The following is a 17,479-nucleotide window of genomic DNA, read 5'->3' as shown; positions in this document are numbered from 1 at the left end:
GGAAGAAGATCAGCGGACGTTGCGGGCGGCGTGAAGCGGCGGCAGCAGGTGCGGCGTGAGGGTGAGATGCGCGCTCTTCACGCCCTTGCAAGTAACCAGTTCGTTGGCGATGCCGCGCAAGGTCCTCGCCGGCCCCTGCATGAGCAGCACCTCCAGCACGTGGTCGTCTTCCAGAAGGATGTGCTGGGAGGAAATGACCTCGCTGAGGTGGCTGCGGCAGACACGAGAAAGGTCGCGCAGCAGAGAGCTCTTCGACTCGTCGTAGATCAGCGTCAGCGTGCCGGCCATCACCTCGGTGCCGATTTTCCCGAGGTGCTCGGCCGACTGCTGATGAATCATCTCGGAGATCGCCTGCGAGCGACTGTCGAATCCGCGCTCGTTCACGAGTCGATCGAGCGCCTGGAAAGTATCCTCCCCCATCGACACGGTCACCCGCCGCAAGCCATCGCTGCTGTCGTCCTTCGCCATGCTGCGGGAAAATGCACGCACCGCGCCACGTGTGAAGTTCTTTCGAAAAATTCATACTTTAGAAGGCCGGGCGTTCACACGACATCGGGATCAGGGGCGCTGAACTTCAGCACCGGGAAACTCTCCTTCGCCTCGGCTCCGGGCGGATGGATCAGGTGTTCGATATGCTTCCGCGTGGCGAGGAAGGCAGGATCGGCAATCTGGTCGAAGGATCGCGGACGCGGCACCGGCACTTCCACGATCTCGCGGACGCGGCCCGGATTGGCATCGAGCACCAGGATGCGATCGGACAGGAAAACCGCCTCGTCGAGGTCGTGGGTGATGAAGACAATCGTGATATCGACGTTCTTCCAAATCTCTAACAAGTAGGACTGCATGTTGCAGCGCGTCTGCGCGTCGAGCGCACCGAAGGGCTCATCCATGAACAGCACTCGCGGCTGGTTCGCAAGGGCGCGCGCAATCGCCACACGCTGCTTCATCCCACCGGAAAGCTGGTGAGGATACGCGTTCTCGAACTTCGTGAGACCGACGAGCTCGATCCACTCGCGGGCCTCGCTTTCCGCGGTGAAGGCCGAGCGCCCGGCCATCATCGGGCCGAACATCACGTTGCGCTTCACCGTCAGCCACGGGAAGAGCGTGTAGCCTTGGAAGACCATCCCTCGGTCGGGACAAGGCCCGGAAACCGGGATTCCCTCCACAACGATCTCCCCATCGCTCGCGGTTTCAAGCCCCGCGAGGATGCGAACGAGCGTTGATTTCCCGCAACCGGACGGCCCGATGACGCTCATGAACTCGCGCTTGTGAACATCGAACGAGACGTTGTTCAGCGCGGTCACGGTGCCGCGTGGCGACTCGAAGTGCTTGGTAAGTCCGCGGACGCTCAGCGAGACCGGGCGCTGCTTGAGCCGCTCGAAGCGGGCGACGACGGGAGGTGCGGGCGCGGGCAGGCTCATGCGGACGGAAGGGTTTTCGAAGCGCTTCGAAAGCGAGCACCGGCGACGATCGTGCGCACCGGCCAGGTAACCGCATTGGCCACCGCGCGGGAGACCGGACCGGACTTGCCTGACCACGGGAAGAAGACCCCGTGGAAGAACGCGAGGATTTGGTCGGTGACGAACCCGGTGACACCGATCAGGATGATGATCGGGAAAACGCGATCGAAGTTGCGGAAGGTGCCCTGGGTGTCGAGGAAGCCGGTCAGCCCGCTTTTCACGCCCACCAGTTCGGCAATGACCAGCCAGGTCCAAGCCCAGCCGAGCAGGATGCGCATGTCATTGTAGAGGTTCGGCAGGATGCCGGGCAGCACCACCTTCATGACGAGCTGGCGCGGCTTCGCACCGAGCGTCTGCGCCGCTTCCAGCAATGCCGGATCTAACAAGCGCGTCGTTTTCGAAACGACGAGGATCATCTGGAAGACCGTGCCGAGGAAGACCAGCGCGACCTTCGGCGCATCATGCGCCGACAGCACGGCGACCAGCAAGGTGCTGAAGGTGGGCGCCGGCATGTAGCGAAAGAAATCAACGAAAGGCTCGAAAAGCTTCGAGAAGACATCGAACACGCCGCACATAATTCCGATCGGGACACCGATCACGCAGGACCAGAAGAATCCGAAGAGGATGATGCTCAGCGAATGCCGGTAGCGATCGAACATCGACGGAGCATCCCCCTGCGGCTTGGCGGTGAAGTCCTTCGTCGCAGCGGCCCACACCTCATGCGGCGGAGGGAGATAGACCGGGTTCGATGGGATGCCTTGGGGAACGAGTTTTTGAAGAGGGACCTCTGGCAGCTTCTTCGAGTCGAAGTCAGCGGACAGCGCCGAGAGCGAGGACCAGTTGGCTTGGACGATGGCGAGGTTCTCCTGGCTGAGCGCCGGATTCGTCGCGGTCTTCGCCCCGGTGGCAAGGTCGCGCCAGAGATGATAGATCACGGTGTCGTCTTGCTCCGATCCGGCGGCGAGCCAGGCATTGCGGACAGCGACCGGGGCGAGTTGCCGGAGCAAGACGCGGTTGGCACGCTGGGCACCGGGCACCGGCTCACTTGCCTGCGCCGTCTTGAGCGCCTCCGCGTTATCGAGACGCACCGCCTCCACGTAGCTCGGGAAGAAGCCCTTGCTCAGCCGGTTCCCCGCGGTGAAGACCGCACTGATGCGATCGGTCGTCGAAGCCACCTCCAGCTTCACGTCCGGATGCCAGATCCACGGGACGTAGGAAACGAAGCACCACAGCGCGAGCGGCAGCACGAACGACAGCGCGGCGAGAAAGGCCCGCCGTCCACGCGGGAGATCGCGGCGGACGACAAACCACCCTTTGAGAAAAGACGCCATGAGCGGAGAAGTAGCCGGCCGGAAAATACCGGCCGGCCTGGGATCACGGCCTTACTTCTTCAGCGCCTTGGTGAGGGACGGATTGAGATACTTCTCCGGGTCCTGGCTCTCCTTGTAGACCTCGTACTTCAGATTGAAGGCGTTCACGTTCTTCGTGGAGCCATAGATCGATCCGAGCCCGTCGGCCTTTTCCCAGCGCTTCAGCGCTTCATCGAGCGTGAGGATGTAGGTCCCCTTGAAGAACGGCTCGTACTCCTCGGGCTTCAGGTTGACGCGCGCGGAGAGAATCTTGAGGGCATCGTCGAGATTGTCCTCGTCTTTGATGTAGTCGGCGATCTTGTACCAGACCTTCACCACCTTGGCCCAGTCGTCCTTGTTCTTCTCCAGGCTCTCGGCGGAGACGTAGAGCAGGTCGTAAATGATCCCGGGCGCATCGGCAGAGGTAAAGACCGGCTTCGACCCGGGCAGAGCCTTGAGCGCCTGACCGGAGTTCGGCTGCCACGCCCCGATCGCATCGACCGCCTTTGACGCCAGCACCTGCGGCGTCTCATTGGTCGGCGTGTTGACGATGGTCACGTCCTCGGGCTTGAGGCCGTTTTTCTCCAGGCCCGTCAGCAGCAGCAGGTGCTCCACGAAGCCCTCCTCGATGCCCACCTTCTTGCCCTTCAGATCCTTCATCGAGGCGATCCCGGGCGCGGCGACGATCATGTCGTTGCCGTTGGAGAAGTCATTGATGAGAATGCCGACCGACGGCTTGCCGGTCGCGCCGGTCACCAGCGCGTCGCCATTGGTCATGCACACGGCATCCACCTTGCCAGCGACGTAGGCGTCCATCGATGGCACGTAGTCGAACCACTCGAACTTCACGTCCACGCCCGCTTCCTTGAACCAGCCCTTCTGGATGCCGATCTCCCAAGCGATCCAGCCCGGCCAGTCGGAGTAAGCGATTTTCAACGTTTCAGCATGGGCTACGCCACAAAGGGCAAGCACTCCGGCAAGGACGGATCGGAAGCGGGGCATCGGTGTCATCACGGTGTCGGTCAGGGGTTGCTGACATCCCGCGGTATGAATTTACCGCAGTTTGTTCATACCGGAAAAAGCACGGCCCATACCAAGAGCACCGCATCGGAAACAAAAAGGGCGGCTGCGTTTCCGCAGCCGCCCGAAGTGTTTTAGGGTAGGAACCCCGGTTGACTTAGAAGCCGACCGCAATCTTCACACCGGCGATGATGTGCTCTTGGCCACCTTCGAGAGAGTTGATGTCGCCAGCGAGGTCGCTGTCAGCATCGGTGTACTTCACGTAGGGAGCGAGGGTCACGCCGTCGCGGAATTCCCAAGGCAGCTCGGCCTTGATGAACCAGCCTTGGAAGCCGTCGTGCGAGCCGTTGGAGAGCGGGTTCGCGTCGACCTGATAGTTCAGGCCATCGGCAACGCCCACGCCAGCGGACAGGTTCAGGGCAAGGCACTCGTTGAATTCGAAAGACTTGCGAATTTCAGGCTGGAGATACCAACCGTTGTTCGAATCGAAGTCGTAGAAGTAGGTGGCACCGGCGGAGATTCCCCACACGATGTCAACGAAACCCGAAAGGTAAACTTCCTGGGTGTCCGCACCGATAGCATCCGGGTAGTAGTAGTAGATGTAGCCGAGTTCGAGGTTCACCGGGCCGAGCGAGGTGGCGGCGGCGGCATACAGATCGAGTTCGTTGAAGTTGCCCCCGATCGTCTGGGAGTCGTTCACGCTGCCGTACCAGGCACCGGCCTTGAAGCTCCAGTCTTCGTTCAGCGCGTAGGCGACGTCCACGCCCGCTTCGACCAGGTCGCTACCCAGGTCCACGAAACGGAAGTCGTAGATCGAGTGATAGCCGACGTGGACTTCACCGGTGAAGCCTTCGAGGTCTCCCGCCGAGGCGTAGCCAGCCACAAGGGCGGAGGCAGCGGCCAGGGCGCCGACAGTTTTGGTGTATTTGCGCATCTTGGTATTCGGTTGTTCGGTTGCTGCTAGCCGCCACCGGACCGAGACCGAAGCCTGAATCCGGCGGGACTTTGGCATTGTGCAGCTCGCATGCTAATGCGACCGGACGCTGCCTATCAGGCGTTATTTAAGAAACCTGAAAGATCATGTCCAGTGAAAAGAACGCGGGCGGCACTCAGCCGGGGGCTACCTAGAGTCACCCTGAGCCTGTGGCAAGATTGAAAAGTAACAGCCATGTCTGTTAGGACGATTCGCTCGCTGCCAGCTCCAACGTCTCTCGCCACGAACCTAGCGAAGAGGACGGCAGCTCCACGAAGACCGTCCACCGTGTCACCCTAACTGACTGGAGCACCTCTGGCATGGCATCTGCTCCCGCCACTTTTACCGCCGGAATCGGTCAAGATTCCGGAGGTCCAATCCATCCGAAACCGAGTCGACATGAGCCTGAAAACACGAATGGTAAGCGGTGCCTGTGCACTGGCTGCCCTTGCAATGATGGTCTTGCCGTTGGCCCCCGTGGCCCACGCGCAAGAAGCAACCCCGCCCCCGGCAGCCGAGCCGGCCGCTCCCGCAGCCGAAGCCGCAGCACCCACGCCGACGGTTGAAGAGCGCTTGGCCGATATCGAAGCCTACATGAACAATGTGGCGCGACCGGAAAAGACCAGCGGTGCGACCTCCCTCGTCGCCGGCCCCGGCCCTGGTCACAATGCCTGGCAGATGGTCAGCACCGCCCTTGTGCTGTTCATGACGCTGCCGGGCCTGGCTCTTTTCTACGGCGGTCTGGTTCGCAAGAAGAACGTGCTCTCCGTGCTCGCCCAGTGCCTCGGTTGCGCCTGCATGATCACCCCGCTTTGGTGGCTCTGCGGCTACTCGCTCTCCTTCGGAGTGGATGCCAAGAGCGCCTTCATCGGCGACATGAGCAATGCCATGTTCAAGGGCGTTGAGCCGGGTGCTGTCGGTGCCGGCTACTACTGGATCTCGGATGGCATGTGGGCCATGTTCCAGCTCACCTTCGCGATCATCACCCCGGCCCTGATCGTCGGTGCCATCGCGGAGCGCATGAAGTTCATCTCCATCATGGCTTTCATCCTCCTCTGGATGTTCGCCGTCTACTTCCCCTTCGCCCACATGGTGTGGTCCACGGTCGGCTTCATGTGCGGTCCGTTGAATCCAAATGCCACCATCAAGGCCATCGACTTCGCCGGCGGCACCGTGGTTCACATGACCTCCGGTTGGAGCGCCCTGGTGCTCTGCCTGATCCTCGGCAAGCGCATCAATTACGGCAAGGAGCCGATGGCTCCGCACAGCATGGTGCTCTGCATGGTCGGCACCGGCATGCTCTGGGTCGGCTGGTATGGATTCAACGCCGGCTCCGCCCTCGGTGCCGACGCCGTCGCCACCAACGCCTTCGTCACCACCACCCTCTGCGCTGGCACCGCCGGTCTCGCATGGGCAGCCGCCGAATGGCTCCTCAAGGGCAAGCCCAGCGTCCTCGGCTTCTGCTCGGGCATCGTTGCCGGCCTCGTGGTCATCACGCCAGCCGCTGGCTTCGTCACCGCCACCTCGTCCGTCATCATGGGCGTGATCGCCGGTGTCGTTCCCTTCTTCGCCGTCGCTTACCTCAAGAAGATGCTCGGTTATGACGATGCGCTCGATACCTTCGGCGTGCACGGCGTGGGCGGCACCCTCGGAGCCATCCTCACCGGCGTCTTCGCCGATGAGAAGGCCAACTCCGTGGTCGGCCCCCTCAAGGACGGCCTGCTCATGGAGCAATTCAAGGCAGTCGGCCTGACCATCGTCTGGAGCGTGGTCGCCACCGCGGTCATCGCCTTCATCGTCAAGGCGGTGCTCGGTTTCCGCCCTGATCCGGAAGTTGAAACCTCCGGCCTCGACCTCGCCGAACACGGCGAAGGCGGCTACGAGCACTGATCGCCTCTGACAACCCTGTCACCCCACGGGCGGACCTGCGAAGGTCCGCCCGTTTTGCGTTTGCGGGTTTCACGCCAGCCTCTATCAACCACGCCCGTTGAACCGCCGCACCAAGCTCCTGGCCGTCTGCCTCGCCATTTCCCTGGTCTTTGCCGGCTGGACCTGGCTTCGCCCCTACGAATGGGGACGCGACGCCGGGGCCCGCTACCGCGTCGCCCATGCCTGGGTGGAGCGAGACCACTCCTTCTGCTGGCTGGGCGTTTACCTCAAGCAGGCGGGCTCCCAATCCCACGACCTCATGAAGCCGGTCGCCTTGATCCTCGCCGACGGTCGCGAGGTCGAGCCCGCGGAAACCGACCTCGAGGGCGACCAAGACCACCCGAACGCCGGCATCGGCCTGAAATTCTGGCTGGAGGAAAAGGACCTCGCAGGCCCGCTTCGCCTCAAGCTCAACGACGGCACCCTCACCATCCGCAAGGAGTCCGGACCGCCGCCCGTCACGGATTCGATCCGCTATTTCAACACCGCGAACTGGTAAGCCCGATGCCTTGGCTCCTCGTCGACAACTCCAACACCCGCACCAAATTCGCGATCGCGGACGCCACCGGCATTTCCGCAAGCCGCGCCTGGCTGCCCACGCCGGACATTTCCCCCGAAAGCCTCGCCACCGCCTTGGCCGGATTTGAGTTCACTGGCTCCCTGCTCTGCTCGGTCGTCCCGGAGAAGGCCCGCATCCTCCGCGATTTCCTCGCCTCCCGCGGTCCTGTCCATCCGCTCAGCTACCAGAGCGACACCGGCCTCACCATCGACTACCCCCACCCGGCCCAGATTGGCGCCGACCGCCTCGCCAATGCCATCGGCGTCGCGGCCACCCATGGCACTCCCGCCATTGTCATCGACTTCGGCACCGCGGTGACCTTCGACGTGGTTGCCGCCGGCCCGGCCTACTGCGGCGGCGTCATCGCCCCCGGTCTCGGAGCCATGCAGGACTATCTGGGCAAGCGCACCGCCCTGCTGCCGAAGATCGAAATCGACGAGCCACGCGCCGCCATCGGCAAGTCCACCATCGAGGCCATGCAAGCCGGAGCCGTTTACGGCTACCGCGGTCTCGTTCGCGAAATTCTTTTACGGCTGCGCGCAGAAATTGAAGGCGATCCCATCATCGTCGCCACCGGCGGGGATGCGGGCCTGATTGCCAAAGGCTTGCCGGAAATCCAATACGTCGATCCCGACCTCACGCTCGAAGGCATCCGGCTGGCCGCTGTCAGGAATCTCCATTAAAAGTACGTGCCAAGACCGCTCTGAGTGGATACAAGGTAGTCACCGCACCATGGCTGAAACCCCTCTCTCGATTGGTGTCGATTTCGGCGGAACCTCCGTCAAATTCGGCGTTCTCTACCGCTCCAATATCATCGACCAAGCTCCGGCAATCTCCACGCCGGACTTTGACGGGCCGGACGCGCTCATTGAGGCGATGCTCCGGGTGATCGGCGACCTTCGCGACCGCCACCCGCGGGTCGAGGCCATCGGCGTCGGCGTCCCCGGATTCGTCCATTTCGAAAAAGGCATCGTCCACAACCTGACCAATGTGCCCGGCTGGACGGCCATTCCGCTGAAGAAGAAGCTTTCCGAAGCGACCAACCTGCCGGTCGTGGTGGAAAACGACGCCAACTGCATGGCCTACGCCGAGTGGAAGCGCGGTGCCGGTCGCGGTCTCAACCACCTGATTGCTCTGACGCTCGGAACCGGCGTCGGCGGCGGCGTGGTGGCCAATGGCAAGATGGTCCGCGGCGCCCAATTCGGAGCCGGCGAGATCGGCCAGATGTCGATCGATTGGCAAGGCCGCCGCGGTGCCTACGGCAATCTCGGCGCGCTGGAAGACTACGTCGGCAACAACGAGATCGCCGCCGATGCCCGCCAGACTTACCTCGAATCCGGCGTCGAGCGCCACCTTCCCGATTGCAGCCCTGCCGCCTTGGCAAAGGCCGCCCTCAACGGCGACGAAACCGCCCTCGCGATCTGGGACGGCATCGCCGCCAAGCTCGCCAGCGCGATCATGAACTGCTGCTGGCTCCTCAATCCGCAAGCCGTCATCATCGGCGGCGGCGTGGCCAAGGCCGGGGACATCCTGTTCAATCCCCTCACCGCGCACCTCTACGCCCAGCTTTCCGCCCCCTTCAAGGAGCACCTCATGATCCTTCCCGCCCGCTTCGGCAACGAAGCCGGCATGGTCGGCGCCGCCGCCCTCGCCTTGGAAGAATCCGGTGTGGTGCTGCAACCGTGAGCTGAGCTGAGCTGAGCTGAGCTGAGCTGAACGGAAGGGTTGGGTTAGGAAAAAGCCCATCGCGAACCAAGACCGGGCCTACCACCCGTGTTGCCAGTGACCCGGCGGAATGGCTTTCCGCTGGGACCGCGGAACTGGAGCGCAGCGGAAGTGGTCCGGGCCACCTCCTTTATCCGGACAACCTCTGGCCCGCAGAAGCACCTCACGGCTCCGCCTCCCCTTCACCTCCGCCCCAGCCGTCGGAAACGCGCACTGCCGAAACCAGTGGTCTCAACCCCGGACTGCGCGCAGCCCTCCTGCCGCCCAAAGCCAGCAGCCCTGCTGCGGGGAAGCACCCGGGTGCATCCGTCGTCACCACCAAGGCGTAGGTGGAGAACCACAAAACAAGCGAAACCGACGAAATGGAAAGCCACCCGAATAGCTGCCTTTCGTCGTAACGGGACGGTCCGTTCTTCGTCCCAACAGGACGGTCCGTTCTTCGTCCCAACAGGACGGTCCGTTCTTCGTCCCGACGGGACGGCTCATAATAGCCTGGCACGAAGTGCCAGGGCATGCGGTCAAAAATCGTCTCCCAACGGGAGACCTCATGCGGGGTGCGGCGGCTCTATCCCAAATCTCCCGCACGTCGGTCCGGGAAAACCGTCGAGCCCCCTCCGCTCCTCTCCCTCTTGGCTTCTCCTTGGAAGCCTCCCTCCGCAAAGCTCGCTCCGCCCTGTCAATATCTCGCTTCCCCCGACCAAACCGACCGCGAGACCAAGCCGATGGCTCCGGCGAGGGGAGGGTATCTCGCCGGAGCCAGCTCGATCTGGGGAGAAGATGAAATCCTACGCAGCCTTTCGCAGAAGGGCAACGAGAACGCCTTGGATAATCAGTTCGCGTGCCGGAATAAGGTCGGGGAACTCATCGTTCTCGGCGTGAAGGTAGGGCTTGCCCTTGTTGACGACAAAGCGCTTGAGCGTCGTCTCCCCATCGATCAACGCCGCCACGATGTCGCGGTCCCGCGGTTCGCGGAATTCCAGGATCACGGTGTCGCCATGGCAGATGTGGGCATCGATCATCGAATCACCCCTGACCTTCAGCGCGAAGGTCCGGGAGCTCCGGGGAATTCCGAGAGTAGCGATGTCGATCGAAATACACCCCTCTTTCTCCTGCTCCACCTCCCCGGCCATGCCGGCCGCAATCTGGCCATAGACCGGGATATCGACGATTTCCTCACGGTCGAGTTCCTCCGGGAAAACCACCGCGCGGGCCTTGCCCGGAAGACGCTGGATAACCCCTTTTCTTTCGAGAGCCCTCAAGTGGCTCATCGCCGCCGTCTGGCTGGCGAATTTAAAATAGTGTTGGATCTCACGGGTGGACGGCATCACGCCGGTCTTCCGCTGGGCGGATTTGAGATACTCGAGGATCTCCCCTTGGCGCTGGGTCATCGGTTCGCTCATCGCTTTTTTTGAACAGTGTTCTTGAGAACAAAACAGGATGAACACCACCCGGCAAGCGGAAATTCGGAGATTCCCGCCTTGAGAGGCAGGTCCGTCCGGGGAATGATCCGCCCGATGTTTCGCCGAGCCCGCCTTTTCGGACTTCTTGCCCTTTCTTTCCTGCTGCCCGCCTGTGGCGGCGATTCCCCGCCTCCGCGATCCATGTCGCAGGCGGGACCGCTGAAAGCCGAGGCAGTGCGGACCACTGCGATCCCTACGACGCCCCCTCCACCGGTGGCCGCAGAGAGCGTGATCGTGATCGACCCGGTGTCCGGCCGCGTCCTCTACGCAAAGAACGCCGACCAGCGGCGACCGGTCGCCTCGACCCAGAAACTCGTCACCGCGCTCGTGGCCGTGGACAGCAACATCGACAAGCCGGTGACCATTGCCGCCGATGACACCCGTTGCGAGCCCACCAAGCTCTACTTGAAGCCCGGCGAGGTACACTCCCGCCGCGAACTGCTGAAAGTGCTCATGGTGAAAAGCGCCAATGACGTGGGACGCGCGCTCGCCCGGGATATCGGCGGGAGCCAGGACGGCTTTGCCATGATGATGAACCGCAAGGCCGCCCAACTCGGCATGCGGAATTCGCATTTCATGAACCCGCACGGCTTGCCGCAAGAGGGTCAGTTCTCCACCGCCCGCGACATTGCGATCGCCGCACGATCCGCATGGCGCAATCAGACGATTCACTCGTTCACCTCGCTGAAGAGCACGACCTTCCGTCACAGCGACGGCCGCGTGAAGACGCTGGAAAACACCAACAAGCTCCTCAAGCGCGTGCCCTACTGCGATGGCCTGAAAACCGGAACCACCAATGCCGCCGGCCGCTGCCTGGTTTCCTCCGGCACGCTCGGTGGCCGCTCGGTCATCGTGGTGGTGCTCAAGAGCAACACCCCCAACGTGTGGAACGATTCCGAAAAGCTCCTGCGCTGGGCGCTCGAACGTCCGGCGGCGGAAGGATGATCCCGCGCGAGATGCCTTGGCGGCTCCGCTGGTTTCCGGCTTGGGTGCCGGCCATCTCGAAGCGCGAGTATCCCTCCATCGGCGAAACCCGCGACCGCTGGAACGTCAAGACCGATGTCGACATCACCGAGCGGGAATGGCCGGGACTCGCTTCGCTCACCCTGCGCGCGGGCATGACCGCGGCCGCATTCTATGGAGAGTCAGTTCCCGCACTTCGGAATGGTCTCCGCGACTCATTGGAAAAACTCGCGCGCAAGGAAGGAACCAAGGCCGGATCGGCGATCACCTACAACGGCGCTCACGCGGTGGTCGGCCGGATCGGGATCTTCTCCACGACTCATCCCCACAACGAGAGCTTCCGCACCTTCCTTGATGCGGTCTTGCACGACGATGGAGAGATCTCCGCCGCGGTGACGATCCGGCGTCCCTGGCAGAGCGGAAGCACCGCCTTCGCTCCGGGTATCTTTGAGGCCATCGACACCTACCTTTCCCGCCATGACACGACGCTCCGGCACTGACCTCGGCTCGCCGGATCCACAGCAGGAGTTGGCCGATCTGTCCGAGGCGGGCCTGCTGCGCACGCTGAAGCCTCTCGACTCGCCGACGGGTCCACGGGTGATGCGCGATGGACGGGAGCTGTGGAACTTCGCCTCCAACGACTACCTCGGCCTCGCCACCGATCCAGAGCTTGCGGAAGCATTCATCGAAGGTGTTAGAAAGTATGGAGCAGGCTCCGCAGCCTCGCGATTGGTCTGTGGCACCCTGCCTCCACATCACCTGTTAGAGGAAGCCTTGGCAGCCGCAAAGGGCACGCAAGCCGCGCTGGTATTCTCCTCGGGCTTCGCCACCGCAGTCGGTAGCCTGCCAGCACTGGCGGGAAAGGATGACGTGCTGGTGCTCGACAAGCTTTGCCACGCCTCGCTCATCGATGGAGCCCGCCTCTCCGGTGCCACCATCCGCGTGTTCCCGCACAATGACACCACAAAGCTGGCCCGCCTGTTAGAGAACATCCGCGCGAAACAACCGGCGGCCCGCGTGATCGTGATCACCGAATCGGTGTTCTCGATGGATGGCGACCTTTGCCCTCTAACAGAACTCATCGAGCTGAAGGATCGCCACGGCGCGCTGCTCTTCCTCGATGAAGCGCACGCGTTCGGCGTGCTCGGTCCACGCGGCATGGGCCTTGCGGCAGAGCTCGGCGTTAAAGATCGCGTGGATTTCCAAATGGGCACCTTCAGCAAGGCCGCCGGCCTTGCCGGCGGTTACCTCGCCACCACCACGGCATGGCGCGATCTGCTGGTGAACCGCGCACGATCCTTCGTTTACTCGACCGCTCCACCACCCGCTCTTGCCCACGCAGCGATGACATCTCTGGAGCGTATCACTTCATCCGATGGCGATCATCGCCGGAAGCAACTCCGCGAAAACATCGCCGTCCTCTCGGCCGGACATCCATCCCCCGTGATCCCGGTGCTCCTCGGCGGAAACGAAGCAGCGCTCGAAGCCGCCGCCCGCTTGGAAACCCGCGGCTTTCTCGTTCCAGCGATCCGCTATCCAACGGTCCCACGGGGCACCGCAAGGCTGCGGATATCCGTGTCGGCAGCCCATCCTCCTGATGCGGTCGCCGCACTCGCTTCGGAAATAAGTCCCATGTGACCCATAGGACCTATCCGCCAACCTCTACGGCGAGCTCCTTCAAGACAGCCCCCACTTCCCCGCCAACCTGCCGGTCGCACGCAGCCCGCCAAAACGGCCCCAGCCCCTTCTCCGGATCGCCCATCACCAGCGCGCGGCGACCGGTAGTCGCAGCCTCGCCGGAAAACCCAGCTTGCTCCCAGCCACAAAGCTCCACCCCGGCGGCTTTGAGCGAGCGCAGCAGCAGCCCGCCATCCGCCACGCGAATCGGGAGCTGGAAAAGCGCATCGGCCGCCGCCCGCACCGCCTCGACATGAAATGGCGAAACCCCTTCCGCTCCAAACAAAACGCCTGCCGCGTTGTGATCTGCCGCCAGCCGGATGACTTCCCCTACCACCGTGGGATGATCCAAGCGCGGGCAGACGACCAGCAGCGCCTCGGCATCCAGCGAGCGGAGGAAGGTTGCCACCTCACCCGTCTCGGACGGCTGCCTGGCCAAGCCGAGCACACCCCCGTGAATCGAGGCATCGGCCCAGCGATCCATTTCCGCCGGGGCCTCGCGAGCCACCTCCATGCCGCTCCAGACCGGCACTTCCCACGAGTGATCTTCCGCCACCATCACCCCCGCGACCTCCCACCAGCCGGCGATTGCGGCCTCGACCATCCCCTGCCCCTCCAGCACGACCCATGGGTCCTGGGGGGCGGCCAGTTGCTCGCGGAGGGTGGTCTGCCAATCGTCGGTCACGCGCACCGGTTACGGCAGGCGGGGCGGATTGTCGAATTTCGACCTGCGGAATGCCTCCGGACGGGGCACACTTCACCGAACCGCCGAGGTTTTCCCTGCCATGCGCCTGCTGACCTTCTTCGCCCTCGCCTCGCTCGCCGCGGCAGACCCGCTGCCGCGCGAAACCGTTCCCGGCCCGGCCGTCGTCGAAGCCCAGCCGGACGATGGCGGCCGGAAAGTATGGCACACCCGGTTCTTCCGCATCGATAGCGACCTTGACCTGAAGCCAAACGAACTCGCTCGCCTCTCCCAAGTCGCCGACACCACCGCGCTGGTGGTGAAAGCCCACCCGCTGCCGCTCTTCGGCCCGCCGGAGGGCAAGCGCCCACGCATCGCCATCTATTCCACCGACCAAAGCTATCGTGAAGCCGGCGCGGCAGCGGGTTCGGCCGGGTACTACGTCGCCCGGCAGGGCCTGGTGCTCATCCATGGCGGCTATCTCTCGCGCCCCCCGGATGCCGGCCGCTCGAAACTCGCGCCACGCAACGACGAGGATCTCGTCGTCCACGAAATCGTCCACCTCTGCATGCACCGGCTGAACCATGGTCTGCCGCAGTGGCTGGCGGAGGGCATTGCGGAATACTTCGCGTGCGCCCACACCGGAGCCGGGCGCTTCTCCTTCGCCGATATGGACGGCGCCATCCGCCAGCACCTGCGCGTCCGCCTCAGCCCGGACGATCCGAGCATCCCCTTGGTCCGGGTCGCCGATCTGGTCGGGCTCGATGGCCGCCGCTGGCACGGCTTCGTCACCGACTTGCCGGTGGAGGAGCGCTACCACGCCTACGCCACCGCCCTGCTGCTCGCCCACTACCAGATCCACGGTGGGGACAAGCGAGTTGAAGCCCTGCGCAACATCCTCACCGCCGCCCCTCGCAACCGCCGGCCGGTTGACGTCCTCTCCCCCGAAACGGCGGTCGCGACTCAGGAAGCCTTGGTCCGCTACTGGCGGCCGAAGGGCCTCACGCTGGAAATCCCCGCGAAAAGTCCCTGATTTTCAGTGAAATGTCCAATTTTGGGAACAACTTGTGAATTTTCACTTAAATTAATGCTTTCCAAACCCGGATTATTTGGCAATTTCATTCACAGGTAGCGGCGCTTCGGTGTCGTTGCCCGGCCATCGGACAATCCGGCACGGCAATATGCATTGGTTCTGAATCCGGGGGGATTTCGGCCAATGCCGCCAGCTAGAGAACCCGATGGGTCAGAAAGGGCGCGAATTGTGATTCCGGGGGGACTTGCGATTCGCGCCCTTCTTTTTTGTACCGATTTGGGATTTCCTCCCCGGCCCTGGCTGCGTTGAGTCGCCGCACATGAAGGTTGGGATCGCGCAGATCAACGGGGTGATCGGGGACTTCCCCGGCAATGCGAAGCGGCTGCTCCAAGCCTATCGCGAGTGCTTGGAGCAAGGCGCCGAATTGGTGATCACGCCGGAGCTGTCGCTGGCCGGCTACCCGCCCCGCGATCTGGTCTTCAAGTCGCAGTTCGTGCCGAAGTGCCTGCAGGCGCTCGACTACCTGGCGGGCGAGGTGAAGGAGGTTCCCCTGCTGGTCGGCTACGTCGATCTCAACGAGGCCGGTCGCCCGGGCAAGCCGTTCCGCAATGCCGCCGCCTTCCTCCATCGCGGCGAGATCGTCGCCAAGGTCTGGAAGACGCTGCTGCCGACCTACGATGTTTTCGACGAGCGCCGCTACTTCGAGCCCGGCGAGAAATGCGAGCCCATCGTCTGGAATGGACTGCGGCTCGGCGTCACCATCTGCGAGGACATCTGGACGGAGGAATACCTGCACCGCCCGCTCTACGAGCGCGACCCCGTGCAGGAGCTATGCTCGCAGGGGATCGACCTGCTGCTGAACCTTTCGGCCTCGCCCTTCCACCTCGGCAAGCCGGAGATCCGCCGCGAGATGATGGCGGCGGTGGCGAAGGATGCCGCCGTGCCGGTGATCTACGCGAATGCTGTCGGCGGGCAGGATCAATTGCTCTTCGACGGTCACTCGCTGGTCGCCACTCCGGACGGCCGGATTGCGATACAAATGCCCGGCTTTTCCGAGCAATCCCTCACCGTCGATCTCGATGCGCTTCCGCAGGGCGAAGCTCCCCTTCCCCAGCCGGTCGCGGCCGGCCAGCTCTTCGATGCGCTGGTCCTGGGCCTGCGCGACTACGTGAAGAAGTGCGGCTTCCGCAGCGTCTGCCTCGGCCTCAGCGGCGGCATCGACTCAGCCCTCACCGCCGTCCTTGCAGCCGAGGCACTGGGACCAGAGAATGTTCACGGGCTCACCATGCCCAGTCCCTTTTCGTCAGGCGGCAGCGTCGATGACTCGGTGGCACTCGCGAAAACCCTCGGCATCCGCTGCGAGACCGTGCCGATCGCCGATACCTTCGCTTCCGTCAAAGCCTCGATGGCCCCCTTGTTCGAGGGCACCAAGGAGGACGTGACCGAGGAAAACATGCAGGCCCGCATCCGCGGCCTCTACCTAATGTCGCTCTCCAACAAGTTCGGCCACCTGCTACTCACCACCGGCAATAAGAGCGAACTGGCGGTCGGCTACTGCACCATCTACGGCGACATGTGTGGCGGCCTAGCCGTCATCTCGGACTTGCCGAAAATCCGCGTCTACGAGCTGTCCCGTTGGATCAATCGCCACCGCGAGATCATCCCGTGGAGCACCATCGACAAGCCGCCCAGCGCCGAGCTGCGTCCCGATCAAAAGGACCAAGACACCTTGCCGCCCTACGACATCCTCGATGGCATCCTCGAGCTCTACGTGGAGCGCCACCTCTCCGCCGACGAAATCGTCGCCCACGGCTACGAGGAGAACCTCGTCCGCTGGGTCCAGCGCCGCGTGGATCTCAATGAATGGAAACGCCAACAAGCCGCCCCCGGCCTCCGCGTGACCTCCAAGGCCTTCGGCATGGGCCGCCGCATGCCCATCGTCCAAGGCTTCACCGGCTGACGCACCCCAAGCCTACTGGGACCGCGGGATTCATCACGCTCGAATCGATAGCGCAGCCTAAGGATAAGGGGTGTCGACGTTCCGTCGACACAATGTGGAGGGAACGTCCACACTCCTTACTGCCATGCACATTGCCACTTGGCATGGCAATGATTGGCCACGCACGTCAGACGTTTCCGAAGAACACCACCTCATCTTGCGACTCGACTAGGTCCCTCACCAGTTTTGGCAACTCCCATACCGGCTTCTCGCTAACGTAAGCCAGATCCTCGTCGTCGGGCATCGAATCGTCATACAGACAATCCTTGGACACGCACAAAAGGCGAAACCCTCCGTCGGCGTCATCAAGAGTCAATCCAACCGTGTAGCTCTCGGAATCAACCATGAGAGGAAAAAACGGCCAATCAAAGAACGGATCGTCCTTCGGCCACCGATCCATAGCTTCTGCGCCGTAAATCACGATAAACTCATCTGGAGTTCTCCTCTCGACAACAACGCTTGGCCCGCTCGGTAGAAATAGCCGGGCAACTCTGACAAACGACTCTCTTGAGAGAGAATCCCCTTCTTCCTCGAAACCGCCACAATCAAATCCAGGGAAGGCTTCCGAGACATAGCCTGCCTCGGTCAAGAATTCCCACAATCTCGTGAGTTCTTCCCGGAATTTGATGATGGATTCCATCCTTGGATCA

At 62.9% G+C, this 17,479-nt stretch carries 17 protein-coding genes; 9 read left to right on the top strand and 8 right to left on the bottom strand.

The features are described 5' to 3' along the window. Positions 1–9 precede the first annotated feature (9 nt). The 5 genes from OKA05_RS17480 to OKA05_RS17460 form a co-directional block, all read right to left on the bottom strand. Positions 10–489, bottom strand: coding sequence for a CopG family ribbon-helix-helix protein (locus OKA05_RS17480; protein ID WP_264488468.1), 480 nt, complete (start codon positions 487–489; stop codon positions 10–12). A gap of 53 nt (positions 490–542) precedes the next feature. After that, a complete protein-coding gene (locus OKA05_RS17475) occupies positions 543–1,421 on the bottom strand; it encodes an ABC transporter ATP-binding protein (RefSeq protein WP_264488467.1) in 879 nt (292 codons plus the stop codon). Continuing rightward, complete coding sequence (locus OKA05_RS17470) at positions 1,418–2,791, bottom strand: ABC transporter permease (RefSeq protein ID WP_264488466.1); 1,374 nt, start codon at positions 2,789–2,791, stop codon at positions 1,418–1,420. The genes OKA05_RS17475 and OKA05_RS17470 overlap by 4 nt, the downstream gene beginning before the upstream one ends. A gap of 51 nt (positions 2,792–2,842) precedes the next feature. Beyond that, positions 2,843–3,811 (bottom strand): ABC transporter substrate-binding protein, encoded by a 969-nt coding sequence (locus OKA05_RS17465; protein WP_343226973.1) that lies wholly within the window; start codon positions 3,809–3,811, stop codon positions 2,843–2,845. Positions 3,812–3,986: 175 nt separating this feature from the next. Beyond that, complete coding sequence (locus tag OKA05_RS17460; protein ID WP_264488464.1) at positions 3,987–4,763, bottom strand: TorF family putative porin; 777 nt, start codon at positions 4,761–4,763, stop codon at positions 3,987–3,989. Between the two features lie 438 nt (positions 4,764–5,201). Here OKA05_RS17460 and OKA05_RS17455 point away from each other — a divergent pair, with 438 nt between their 5' ends. From OKA05_RS17455 to OKA05_RS17440, 4 genes are all read left to right on the top strand, one after another. Further along, the gene (locus tag OKA05_RS17455; RefSeq protein ID WP_264488463.1) at positions 5,202–6,692 is read left to right on the top strand and encodes an ammonium transporter; all 1,491 of its coding nucleotides are present in this window, start codon (positions 5,202–5,204) and stop codon (positions 6,690–6,692) included. 97 nt (positions 6,693–6,789) lie between these two features. Continuing rightward, complete coding sequence (locus OKA05_RS17450) at positions 6,790–7,230, top strand: hypothetical protein (protein WP_264488462.1); 441 nt, start codon at positions 6,790–6,792, stop codon at positions 7,228–7,230. Between the two features lie 5 nt (positions 7,231–7,235). Further along, complete coding sequence (locus OKA05_RS17445; protein ID WP_264488461.1) at positions 7,236–7,973, top strand: type III pantothenate kinase; 738 nt, start codon at positions 7,236–7,238, stop codon at positions 7,971–7,973. 49 nt (positions 7,974–8,022) lie between these two features. After that, positions 8,023–8,976: an ROK family protein gene (locus OKA05_RS17440; protein WP_264488460.1), complete on the top strand. Its 954-nt coding sequence runs from the start codon at positions 8,023–8,025 to the stop codon at positions 8,974–8,976. Positions 8,977–9,800: 824 nt separating this feature from the next. Here OKA05_RS17440 and lexA read toward each other — a convergent pair. Continuing rightward, positions 9,801–10,415 carry a transcriptional repressor LexA gene (lexA, locus tag OKA05_RS17435; protein ID WP_264488459.1) on the bottom strand — a complete coding sequence of 205 codons (615 nt, stop codon included), beginning with the start codon at positions 10,413–10,415 and terminating at the stop codon, positions 9,801–9,803. Positions 10,416–10,529: 114 nt separating this feature from the next. On the opposite strand from lexA, the gene OKA05_RS17430 reads away from it, so the two are divergent. From OKA05_RS17430 to OKA05_RS17420, 3 genes are read left to right on the top strand one after another with little or no spacing between them, the layout of a single operon-like run. Further along, complete coding sequence (locus OKA05_RS17430; RefSeq protein WP_264488458.1) at positions 10,530–11,420, top strand: D-alanyl-D-alanine carboxypeptidase family protein; 891 nt, start codon at positions 10,530–10,532, stop codon at positions 11,418–11,420. Positions 11,421–11,431: 11 nt separating this feature from the next. Continuing rightward, positions 11,432–11,938, top strand: a complete 507-nt coding sequence (locus OKA05_RS17425; protein WP_264488457.1) for a hypothetical protein — start codon at positions 11,432–11,434, stop codon at positions 11,936–11,938. Further along, entirely contained in the window at positions 11,916–13,076 is a 1,161-nt protein-coding gene (locus tag OKA05_RS17420) for an aminotransferase class I/II-fold pyridoxal phosphate-dependent enzyme (RefSeq protein WP_264488456.1), read from the top strand. The genes OKA05_RS17425 and OKA05_RS17420 overlap by 23 nt, the downstream gene beginning before the upstream one ends. A 10-nt stretch (positions 13,077–13,086) precedes the next feature. Here OKA05_RS17420 and OKA05_RS17415 read toward each other — a convergent pair whose 3' ends face one another. Next, positions 13,087–13,800, bottom strand: coding sequence for a TrmH family RNA methyltransferase (locus OKA05_RS17415; RefSeq protein WP_264488455.1), 714 nt, complete (start codon positions 13,798–13,800; stop codon positions 13,087–13,089). 100 nt (positions 13,801–13,900) lie between these two features. Here OKA05_RS17415 and OKA05_RS17410 point away from each other — a divergent pair, with 100 nt between their 5' ends. Together OKA05_RS17410 and OKA05_RS17405 are read left to right on the top strand one after the other, a co-directional pair. Continuing rightward, positions 13,901–14,830: a hypothetical protein gene (locus OKA05_RS17410; RefSeq protein ID WP_264488454.1), complete on the top strand. Its 930-nt coding sequence runs from the start codon at positions 13,901–13,903 to the stop codon at positions 14,828–14,830. 319 nt (positions 14,831–15,149) lie between these two features. Then, entirely contained in the window at positions 15,150–16,790 is a 1,641-nt protein-coding gene (locus OKA05_RS17405; protein ID WP_264488453.1) for an NAD+ synthase, read from the top strand. 166 nt (positions 16,791–16,956) lie between these two features. Here the strand turns inward: OKA05_RS17405 and OKA05_RS17400 are convergent, their stop codons facing one another. Then, positions 16,957–17,469: a hypothetical protein gene (locus OKA05_RS17400; RefSeq protein ID WP_264488452.1), complete on the bottom strand. Its 513-nt coding sequence runs from the start codon at positions 17,467–17,469 to the stop codon at positions 16,957–16,959. Positions 17,470–17,479 lie beyond the last annotated feature (10 nt).

This window comes from Luteolibacter arcticus (assembly GCF_025950235.1).
GTDB classification, from domain to species: Bacteria; Verrucomicrobiota; Verrucomicrobiia; order Verrucomicrobiales; family Akkermansiaceae; genus Haloferula; species Haloferula arctica.
The sequence above is the reverse complement of the archived record's forward strand: the minus strand, read 5'-3'. Positions and strand labels throughout refer to the sequence as shown.